We start from the raw sequence: 10,899 nt of genomic DNA on the forward strand, positions 1-10,899 counted from the left end.
TGTCATCGAAGCTGTTCATGCTACCAGCCATTTGCTCGGCTAGTTTTTTAATGTCAGATTGAGTCGTCATTGCTTATTCTCCTGTTAATGGATTATAAGCAGTTACACAGTTTTTAGGAAACTCCCCAAGTAAAACGAGAACCTGAGGCTAAAAAATTGTCTAAATTATACTCTCGCTGCTACTCACAGTCAGGTGTCTATCTATAACCTCCAATACATCATAAGCTTTAAAATACTTACAAACTCTCTCATAACCAATAGCTTGACCATCTCTACAATCTCTATATACCGTATTGATAATGTCATCTTTTGAATACTCATTAGCGTTATCCAACATATAAGAGACCAGTTCAGCTTCATTAATCTCACAAGCTAATAAGAATGGAGTGTACCCATCGATGCCATGCCAGTCATATCTAGCGCTAGGATTTGCACCTCGATCAATTAGTAGCTTTGCTATTTTTCGCATTTTGTTCAAATCGAATAACTCGTAGTTTGCCTGAGTTTGTTCTTTAAAAACTTCAGATACCTCTTTACGAATAGCCATTGCGTTTGAGTTTTTCATATTTTGAGCAAGATGCCGAGTCACCTGTTGTCTATTAAAACCCATACTACCCTGTGTATCTCTGATGAAGGTAGAAAACTCAAAGTCGCTCATTTTTTCTATTACGACTTTTGGGTCTTTAGCCATCATATTAAACTGGTTAAGTAGCAGTTTTGAATTCTTAATTGTTCCTATTAAAGATAGGCACATAGTTAAAGCATCTAGATGACCACTGCCGCCTTTTTGATTAACATCTGTTCCTAGGCTTAGAATATGTTCGACGACATCAGGTCGTCCCGTCTGCACTGCACTTAATAATGGGAAAAGATGCTTTTTAGCGGTTACCGCGTTGATTGTCTTTGGCGTATATTCCAAATTTTTAAGCGCTTGATAAAAGCTATCGTCTGGTTCATGAATCTCAGTTAAATTCATATACTGCAAAGCAATCAATAAAGCTGATTCATTGTTATCAGAGAGGATATTGATGTCAGCACCAGCTTGCAAGAGTTTATTAACAGCATTTAGGTCTTCAAGCAACGTATTCCAGATGAGTTGTGTCGTTACTTGCTTCTTCTTATTCTTATCTCTATGAAGCTTGCTATTGTCATTTAGCTTTACTTTCTTATTGGGTTTTTTAAGATCTAGCTCTAGCTCTTTTGCATCCAAATATACGGGTAGAATCGATGAGTACACAGCATATTTTTCGGGTAGTTCAACTTTAAAATCATTGAATACCCTTTGCGCATTGCTTCGCCACATATTGATCTCCCAGTCTTCGACTAGGTTTTCCTTCTTGCGTTTGGTATCTTCAGTCATTATCGTAGGTAAAGTATAGCCATATAGATTTTGAACGCTTTTTAGCTTTGATATTAAGCTCATATCAGGGGTTTCTTGCCAGCTGGCGATAACTAAACCAACTTCAATGATCCGCTCGCATAAATGTCCTGACCGATATAGGCTCAGCTCGAATGCATTAACAAAATATTCTTTGGCCTGTTTTATTTCATCCTTCGAAAAACTGCTTAAACTATAAGTTAGCAGTTCTAAAATAATAGTAGAAGGTCGATGAAGAAACTGCTCATCTTTCTTCTGATATAGAGTGGCTACATATTGCATATCACTCTCGTTTAGTGCTAATAGTAAGTCTTCGAATTGAACCATTAGAGCTTCAAGAGATTTAGGCGACTTAAAATATTGAGTTAATAACTCAATATCATTATGTCTTTTAAAGTAACCAATAGCACGAGCTGTTATTAAGAAGGCTAAGACGTTTTTTGACATGTCATGGTGTTTAGGATTAAGAATTGCTAGCAAACTGCTATAACTAGGCAGGTCATCGCCACGCCGCCACGCCGTAATCTTATCTTTATCGCCCTTAGGTAAACCTGCATAAAAGGCACTCCAACCTTTAACCCGTTTTTTAACTATTTTAAAAGCAAGCTCCAAGCTTGTAGAGGTATCGGTCATTAGCTCAAGATAGTCAGATTTTTGAAAGGGTTTTGTTCTTACCCCTAAAAAAGAGACGATATTAATTAAGTGAGGGCAAAAGAAGGCTTCAATTATCCAAGGTCCAATATCATCTCTATTTCGCTCTGATAGACCGTAGTTTGCTACTACCTTCAGATAATCGTCAAACATTTGGGCAATCAAAGACTTAAGCTCGTTCTCAACTGATCTTTTTAGTTCAAATTTTTCGATAACTTTATGTATATGTATATTGATAAGCTGGTCAAGCTCATTCTTACTTAGATATAGATCATGACATTTGTTATCTAACGATTCACTATCATTCTTGCTATCAATAGCTCTAGCAATAGCTCTTACTACTTCAGCAGGGAGGAAATAAGGGGTTTTCTTAATGCTTGTATTGCTCATTACACATATCCTTCTTTTGCATGTTTAATATCATTGATAAAATTCTTAAGTGCCCTATGATCGCTTGGCGTTTTAGAAAAAGTAACAGACTGTCCACATGGTGCAACGATCTGATTGTGTTTTCGTTTCTTTCTAAATAACCAGCCTTGCTTTATTAGACGCTTTATATGATGATTAAAATCTTTGTTGCTCGAATATCTCATATTTTTGAAAGCAGATATGGCTTGCTACCGCATCTGCCTCTCCAAATTGATTATATTTGAATTTATTTAGGCTTTGCATTTCCGCGATTTGATCCCGACGAATTGCTTGAACCGTTCTTAGTTGGCCAATTCCCACCGTTGCCTTGGTTCGAAGTTGGCTTTGCTTGTGTAGACTTACTCATGGTGTCGCTCCTATTCTGTGTATGCCTTGAGTGGCTTAACAATATTGACAAATAGTAGCTTCAAGCTCCACTGGGTTAGTGCCGCGAAAATTTTTATTTTTGATTAAATGCTTCATAAGATGTTTTTTAGCTATATATATTTGAGTTTTTTAGAGGAACTAACAGTATGGATATAACAAAAATAGATAGTGATTTAGTATCGAAGATTATTGAGTTAAGCCAAGACGATGCGATTACAAGTAGACCAGAAGGTGTTGAAGAGCTTTATGAAGAGTTTTTAAGCAAGTTTCCAAAAAAGAAAATAACGGAATTAACTCAGGAGCAATACTGCTTAGGTCATAGATCTATCACAGATAATTATTGTCGATGGATAGAGCGCGGTCTACAGCCTATATTTGGTCGTTATATGCCGGGCACGGCGAGAGGTCATCTACTATATCTACAAAAAGATGGAACACTATATAAGCATCAAAGCTTGAGCGACTTAAGTGACGATGACGCATTAAGTTATGTTCTTAAGATACATCAGGTGATAATCGATGCTGACGTTAACGCTGATATCACTTGGATTGACCAAGATAATGAGGTATATGATCGCGCAGGTATAGAGCCTAGGTGTGTTATGGGAGCAGGACGTCGTGCTCGTTTAGTATCTATATACAATCCTGACATTATCCTACCTATTTCCTCTACCGTTCATATCAAGCATTTTCTGAAAGCGTTAGGTCTTCCTGAATCGGAAATACCTCCTTATAAAAATGTAATCCAACGCTTATTAATACTTACTGATGTATACCAAGCTATTAAAAAAGAACATAATTTAGATCTCACTCCGCATCAGTTTATGTCAGTTCTTTATAGTGATAAGTTGGGCATTAAACCAAAGAAAGTGACAGTTGATGCTAGTTCTAATGATGAGTTAAATGGACCATTAGTCGCGAATATTTCTAATTATAGTTCTCCTAATCAGATTCTCTATGGACCCCCAGGTACAGGTAAAACCTACTCAACCACATGGCGGGCTGTTAGCTTAACAGATCCCGAATGGTATCTTGAACTGGAAGAACAAGATTTAAATCTTGATGATCAGAGGAACGTTACTAAGGAAAGGTACGATGAGCTCGTATCAGAACAGCGTATAGCTTTCACTACCTTTCATCAAAGCTTTGCTTACGAAGACTTTGTTGAGGGAATTCGGGCAAAAACTGATGACGAAACAAAGCAAATTTCCTACGATATAGAAGACGGGATATTCAAACAGATTGCAGACCGTGCGGCTAACATAGTTACTAGAAATAAAATAGAAGGGTTAGCTGAAAAACCAAAATTTTGGAAGATATCATTAGGTGATTCAGATCAGAAAGAGCTACGTAAGTATTGTTTTGATAATAATGAGGCTCGTATAGGTTGGGGATATACGGGTGATTTAAGTACTAATTTATCAGAGCGTAGTCAACAAGAGAAAGACTATTTAAAAGGTATGGGTAGTAATGACAGGTCTTCTATTAAAGATTTTTCTGAAAATATTGAAATTGGAGATGTGTTGCTTTGCCTTGAGGATCAGAAAACCATACGAGCTGTTGGTATCGTCACGTCAGACTATGTCTTTGATACAAGCTTTAAGGGTCTCGCAGAGTTTCACCATACTCGCAAGGTGAATTGGATTCTACGAGATATTAATTTTGATATATATACCTTAAATAACAATACGAACTTAACTCAAAAAACTTGTTATAAGATTGATAGGTTTACATGGAATGATTTGGCTGAAAGCTTAGAAAATAAAGGTTATTCACTAGATAGCCAGTCTATAAGTAACTCGCCAAAAGCTTCAAAAAATCACGTACTGATTATTGACGAAATCAACCGCGGTAACATATCTCGTATTTTCGGTGAGCTTATTACTTTGCTTGAGCCTGATAAGCGTAAAGGTGGTACAGATGCGCGCGAAGTGATACTACCTTATTCTAAAGAGAAATTCTCAGTACCCTCAAATCTTTACGTACTGGGCACGATGAATACCGCTGATAAATCTCTTGCACAGCTGGATTTAGCATTACGGCGTCGATTTGATTTTATTGAGCTATTACCTAAGCCTGAACTATTAGATGGCATAACAGTTCATGGTATTGCTGTATCTGAAGTATTAACAGTAATAAATCAGCGTATTGAAGTGCTGTTAGATCGTGAGCACACCATAGGTCACTCGTATTTTTGGTCTTTAAAAGACTTGTATTCAGATGATGAAAAAGAAATTGAATTAGGTAATATTTTTAAGAGACGAATTATCCCTTTACTGCAAGAATATTTCTTCTCGGACTGGGAGCGTATTGGTTGGGTATTGAATGATCCTAGTAAACTTCATGCTGACAAATTCATTCAAACAGAAAGTGTTTTTCCAAAAGTTAGAGAGTTATTCCATAGTAGCATCAAGGGTCTGAACGATCGTCGTTATTATATTAATGAGAGTGCTTTTAACAACCCTGAATCTTATAAGAAAATATTAATCCAGCCTAAGTCTGAATCTTCGGATGGCAAAGCATGATTCAAGTCATAGAGTATGCTCAGCTAACTACCGATCAGACAATATCATCTAGCTTAGATTTAGCTATTATCAAACAAGAAACTTTTGATTGGTTAGTTGAATTGAGTGAAAAAGAGAGCTATGGACGGTTTATTACTTATAAGTGTCCACAATACTTGCAGCTTCACTCTTATGTAGGTTATTTGGAAAGTCCTTGCGGCGAAGGTATTGAGATACTACCAAAGACAGGATTAGGTGCTCAAGAGTCAGATAAGAGCAGAGAGGTCTTATGCAAAATGCTAAGCTCCGTATTAAACCTATCCTATAAAGAGGCTCAATCTGCCAGTCTCAATCGAATGAACCTACCTATTCATGAGTGGATATACTACCAGTTTTTATATTTGCTAAAGGAACTGGTAGCGTCTGGGCTCAGATTTGACTATCAAAGAATTGAAGAAGAAAGTAGATTTATTCGTGGCCAGCTTGATATTACAGTTCAACAAAGGCAAACGGTTGGCCGAGCTCATCTTTTTCATATTCGTCATGATGTCTATCGTCCAAATCGACTTGAGAACCAACTAATCAAAACAGCATTGGATTACGTACAGCAGCACTGTAGGAGTTCTGAGAACTGGCGACTGGCTAATGAACTCTCACACATCTTAGACCCTATAACGAGTCTTAGAGAGCCTCTAAACTCAATGTATAAGTGGTCAGACATCAAAGTATTGCAATCCTACCGAGCGATAAAGCCATGGTGCCAACTAATACTTGAAAAGCTTAATCCAAACTTTCAAAAGGGAGAGCACCGCGGTATTGCATTGTTATTCCCAATGGAAATTTTGTTCGAGAAGTATGTAGCAAGCTGCCTACGACGAGATATCAAAGCATCCTGGCAACTAACAACACAAGCTTCTGATAAGCATATGGTGAATGACCAAGAAAATTTAAAATCGCGCTTTCAATTAAGGCCTGATCTAGTAATCAGTAAAGAAACGGAAAATTACCATGTACTCGATACCAAATGGAAGTTAATAAGCTTCAATGACAGTGATAACAATTTCAATATCAGTCAGTCGGATATTTATCAGTTATTTGCTTATGGTCATAAATATTTGAACGGGTATGGGGACATGATGCTTATTTATCCTAAGCATCATCAGTTCGAAACACCTTTGGAATGCTTTTATTTAGCAGAAGAGTTGAGACTATGGGCCATACCATTTTGTATTGAAACTGATAAAGTAATCACGGGTAAATGGATAGAAAGGTTCCCGTCTTTATCTCAAGTTTGAAATTGTAGTTCATACTGATTTCCTTCATAAATCTGCTTAAGTCGTTTTTAGCATCTTTTCCCACGCTGCTAAAAGAATAATAAATGATGACTGACTTCGAACCACCAACATGCTGTGTGCAAGGTATAAGCTCTACCAACTGAGCTAATTAAATATTACTATAAGCGCTGTTATGTATAAGAAGAATAGTTTAGGACAGACATCTCCAAAAACTATTGTTTGATAAGGTTCCATCAATTTGATATAGAGATATTTTACAGCACAGTTACCAATTCTATTGGAGTGAGTTACTGTGCTCTTAGAGGATTGTTATAGTGCCTACGGCAGAATTCCAGCTCAACTTTTTAAGACGTATTCAGTGGCTGCTTGAATCTAGCTCCTATACCTCGACCTGTAAATTTGCCTTATTAATGGCAATGGTTAATCTGTCTATAGAGTCTGGAATTAATGATGACAGTGAGCACAGTATTTCTTATGAGCAGTTAGCAGATCAGTTTATACAGCTTTACTGGACACAAGCATTACCATACTCGGATCAAAGTAGTGATTCTGTACTCAGACAAAGCAGTACAACAGGGCAGGCTAGTGTTATTAATAGCATTCTAAATTTGCAGCATAAAACTAATACAACCAGCCTAACTATGGCTCGCACACAAAATATCAAACTATGGCAATCGACTATAAAAGATATCGCTTCAACTATCAAAAAGTACCCTGCCAGATATCTGCAAAGTGCGGAGGACAAAGTTAGTCATGAGTTCTTATATGTTTATGACTCAAAATCAAAGGTAATAACTTTAAAGCCTGGTATTGCATACTGTTTTACACGCTTTAGTAAAATAATTAACAAGCTATGCCAGCAATACTGGACAGAGTTCGTACGTAAGAACAGTCGTAACCAAATACATTTTAGTGATGATATTGATTTGCAGCAGTTCTTGTTCAATCAATCGCGCCAAAATCTAAAAGTATTAATACCTATACTGATTGATACTCAGCAGGGGCAGTGCTTCTATTGTCATAAACCCTTGAGAAACAATATCGAAGTTGATCACTTTATTCCTTGGTCGAAATATCCAATTGATACGATTCATAACTTCGTACTTACGGATCATAGCTGCAATAATAGTAAGCGTGATTATCTGGCTGAAGAGCTATTTTATGAAAAGTGGCTAGAACGCAATCAACAACACGGCCATATGATTGAGCAGGAAGCGAAAACTATTGGTTTTATGGCCAATCAACTTCGCTCTGAAACAATCAGCCAGTGGGCTTATCAAATAGCAGTGGAACATGAGGAGCTAGTCTGGTCACCAGAACCAAGTATAAAGTTGCGGCCAATTAATCCTGATGCACTGCCACAGCTTCGAGCCGATAAATAGATATGCCACTTTATGACCAAACAAGCCTCCAAAAGCACTCTTAATTATTATGATGAAAATGCCATTGAATGTGCCATGCAAACGGCAAACATAGATATGCAGGATTTATACGAGCTATTTCTTAATCAGCTCCCTCAAACCGACACGTAATGTATGTTAGATGTCGGCTGTGGCTCAGGTAGGGATGCGAATTACTTTGCTACACAGGGTTATGACGTAACAGCGATAGATGCCAGCGCCGAGTTGATTGAGTGGGCTCAGCAACATCATATGTCGAGCAGAATTAGTTGGGTTCACTTAGACTTTAGCGGTATTGAAAAGCAGGCTTGGGAAAATAAGTTTACTGGCATTTGGGCTTGTGCCTCATTGCTACACGCACCTTTTCTCGAACTACCTTGCATTATAGAGTCATTGTTAGAAACCTTGACTGATGATGGAGTAATGTACTTGGCATTTAAACATGAAGAAGGGGAGAGAGTAGATGAGGAGCGCTTCTTTTGTGATATGAATGAAGCACGTTGGGCAACCATTGTTTCTAAGATACTGCAAGCAATTGAATGCGATATCTGGTTGTCGGCCGATAAAAGAGTCGACTATAAAAATGCATGGTTTAATGTGATGATCAAACGAGAAAATAATCCTATTAGAAGTTCTGTAAAGTTTTGGTGTGGCTAATACACCTTTTGCCAGCCCTGAAGCATTAGTGGCTTTATGTTGTCTGGCGGTGAGTAATGGTTATTCTAAATCTTATTACGATGCCCAAATAATGATTAAACTACAGTTGGCAGACATTGATAAGTGCGCAGCTATGATTGAACGTTTGCCTGAGAGTGATGCCAATAAAGTATTACGCTCAATTCTCACAGGCAAGGCAACGTATGTCGATACGATAGATATAAATGAAGCGCTGATTATGCCATCTGAATCAAGCGTCCCAAGAGCGTCAGTGTCAATTGTATGAATCAATGCAACACGCAAAGTAAGATGATCGTTTTCGATTTCATTATAAAGGTCTAGTTTGACTGTATAAGTATATTTAAGAAGGTTTCAAATCCTGCTGACAAGTCTCAGCTAAGTAAGAGTCAACACTGTCCTATTTAAGCAGTAAACCAATCTCCGATAAAGTGGGGCGGTACACTATGGTTTTTCAAGCATAGCTCATGTTGTTTATTGGAGGATTACCACCGTACTATTTCTTATGTAAATTAACTATATATTAGAAACGCCCCATAAGATGCGTTTCTAATAAAGTACCGATACATTAATAGTAATTAGTTAGTCTGAACATGTTCAATATAAGCATAGTGAATTTTACCTTCTTCAGCCTCTAAAGGCACACTTAACTGGCTAATATGAAGAAGGCTAGATGCTTGAGCTTGGGGGCTAGAATTGAAATCAAACTTATATGACGTAGGGATTTCTAGGAAGCCAACACCTTGATCTAATACAATGACTGTAACAGAGCTGTCTACCCAGAATACTTTCAGATGTCTACGATGATTAAGTTTTTTCTTATCATATAGGCCAACATTGGCATCCAACCCTAGCTTTTCTAAGAAGTTGTTTTGAACTTTCTCCTGATCACTAGAGCTCTTCCAATTATGATCTATCATAAATGAATTCCTATTATTACTAGCTTCAGTAGTCTTAATGATTACTTTTGGATTAGTCCAATCGTTATCTTTGTCATACATAGACTTAATCCCATATATTATCTCACCTATTAATAAAGTTGTTAATGGTGTTACTAGATAACGATCAGAGTACTCAATTTTTTCAATACCAACTCTATTTGAAAGTTGATTATCAAGATTTTTGTATTCTCGCATAGCTTGCCAAAACTTTGACCCAAATTCTTTTATTGGACCGTTTAGCTCATTATATATCTCGATTTTCCGAGTATCATTGTCTTCATTTGGCTTTAGTCTATCTAAATCTAGAAGCTTCGTTGAAAGTAATTCAGGTAATTTTGACTCTACTAATATGACATCAGATTCCATCTGCCAGAAATCAGTATTTGGGACATAGGTGTTTTTATCAGTAGTTGCCAATGTTATTAGATCGGTATATGTTTCAGCATTAATCATCTGTAGAAGATAGTTATTAGAGAGAAATAGGTCATCGTTTTTATAAGTCATTAGTTTTACTTTGCTGAAAGCGTTTAGTGCTATTAGCTGTAACTTGGAGATATCGTCAAGACTGTTTATTGACTTACTGTTAATAGCGATAAGAACTTCATTACCGTTATAATCCCAATGAGCAACTTTATCGAATAGACTTTCAGATAGATTCCAATCGCTGGGATTTCCCTGTAAATATAGTCTCAGTTGTTTATATCCGCGTAAAAAGTAATGTGCAATTCTATCATCAATATCCTGTCCACAATAAGTTGCAGCAGGTAGTAAAGCCTTGGCATACTCTGGAAGCTCTAGTAAGTTTTTTAGACTTTTTAAATAGTCTAGTGCTTTGATTCGATTTAACTTATGACTGATAAACCTTGTGTCATAAGACAATAAGCAACTATGACAAGCTGTGTCACACTCATCAACACAGATCAAGACTGATTCTGCATGCTCGAATAGCTTATGTAAATACTGATGAGCCGTGCTAGAGAATCCTGCACCACCACTTGCTTTATCATAAATACTGATGGCGTAAGCAACCTCTGTATCAACTTCAACTTGCTTAATGCCAAAGCCAAGCTCCTCTGCATTAATACCATGACATGAGGCTAATGCATTTCTAAAAGCAACTGACAAAGTCTGAATGAGCTATGCTGAAAAAACTGTAGAACCAAACTTGGTAAACTAACGACTCAATGAGGAGTTTATCATGACTAAGAAAATCAGAACCTATAGTGCAGCATTCAAAGCTGAAGCTGTTAAAAAGATAGC

7 protein-coding genes and 1 pseudogene are annotated in these 10,899 nt (G+C 37.1%); 5 read left to right on the plus strand and 3 right to left on the minus strand.

Going from position 1 to position 10,899, the window contains the following annotated elements; translation table 11 throughout:
* A pseudogene (locus NJD71_RS14045) lies at positions 1–70 on the minus strand (transposase); the annotation flags it as partial.
* A 90-nt stretch (positions 71–160) separates the two neighbouring features.
* Positions 161–2,419: a hypothetical protein gene (locus NJD71_RS13095; protein ID WP_319052356.1), complete on the minus strand. Its 2,259-nt coding sequence runs from the start codon at positions 2,417–2,419 to the stop codon at positions 161–163.
* Between the two features lie 551 nt (positions 2,420–2,970).
* On the opposite strand from NJD71_RS13095, the gene NJD71_RS13100 reads away from it, so the two are divergent.
* The 5 genes from NJD71_RS13100 to NJD71_RS13120 all read left to right on the plus strand — a co-directional run bounded on the left by NJD71_RS13100 (position 2,971) and on the right by NJD71_RS13120 (position 8,966).
* The gene (locus NJD71_RS13100; RefSeq protein ID WP_319052357.1) at positions 2,971–5,349 is read left to right on the plus strand and encodes an AAA family ATPase; all 2,379 of its coding nucleotides are present in this window, start codon (positions 2,971–2,973) and stop codon (positions 5,347–5,349) included.
* Positions 5,346–6,623 (plus strand): McrC family protein, encoded by a 1,278-nt coding sequence (locus tag NJD71_RS13105; protein ID WP_319052358.1) that lies wholly within the window; start codon positions 5,346–5,348, stop codon positions 6,621–6,623. The genes NJD71_RS13100 and NJD71_RS13105 overlap by 4 nt, the downstream gene beginning before the upstream one ends.
* Before the next feature lie 314 nt (positions 6,624–6,937).
* Complete coding sequence (locus tag NJD71_RS13110; protein WP_319052359.1) at positions 6,938–8,005, plus strand: HNH endonuclease; 1,068 nt, start codon at positions 6,938–6,940, stop codon at positions 8,003–8,005.
* Between the two features lie 153 nt (positions 8,006–8,158).
* Complete coding sequence (locus tag NJD71_RS13115) at positions 8,159–8,680, plus strand: class I SAM-dependent methyltransferase (protein ID WP_319052360.1); 522 nt, start codon at positions 8,159–8,161, stop codon at positions 8,678–8,680.
* Positions 8,673–8,966 carry a hypothetical protein gene (locus tag NJD71_RS13120; RefSeq protein ID WP_201600733.1) on the plus strand — a complete coding sequence of 98 codons (294 nt, stop codon included), beginning with the start codon at positions 8,673–8,675 and terminating at the stop codon, positions 8,964–8,966. The genes NJD71_RS13115 and NJD71_RS13120 overlap by 8 nt, the downstream gene beginning before the upstream one ends.
* A gap of 310 nt (positions 8,967–9,276) precedes the next feature.
* Here NJD71_RS13120 and NJD71_RS13125 read toward each other — a convergent pair whose 3' ends face one another.
* A complete protein-coding gene (locus NJD71_RS13125; protein WP_319052361.1) occupies positions 9,277–10,764 on the minus strand; it encodes a DUF1998 domain-containing protein in 1,488 nt (495 codons plus the stop codon).
* Positions 10,765–10,899: the final 135 nt, after the last annotated feature.

The sequence above is a fragment of the Psychrobacter sp. PP-21 genome (assembly GCF_033790785.1).
GTDB lineage: Bacteria > Pseudomonadota > Gammaproteobacteria > Pseudomonadales > Moraxellaceae > Psychrobacter.

Bases quoted from the DNA above. Each gene is read 5' to 3' on its own strand.
- NJD71_RS13095 (WP_319052356.1), bottom strand. From the start codon at position 2,419: ATGAGCAATACAAGCATTAAGAAAACCCCTTATTTCCTCCCTGCTGAA.
- NJD71_RS13100 (WP_319052357.1), top strand. From the start codon at position 2,971: ATGGATATAACAAAAATAGATAGTGATTTAGTATCGAAGATTATTGAG.
- NJD71_RS13105 (WP_319052358.1), top strand. From the start codon at position 5,346: ATGATTCAAGTCATAGAGTATGCTCAGCTAACTACCGATCAGACAATA.
- NJD71_RS13115 (WP_319052360.1), top strand. From the start codon at position 8,159: ATGTTAGATGTCGGCTGTGGCTCAGGTAGGGATGCGAATTACTTTGCT.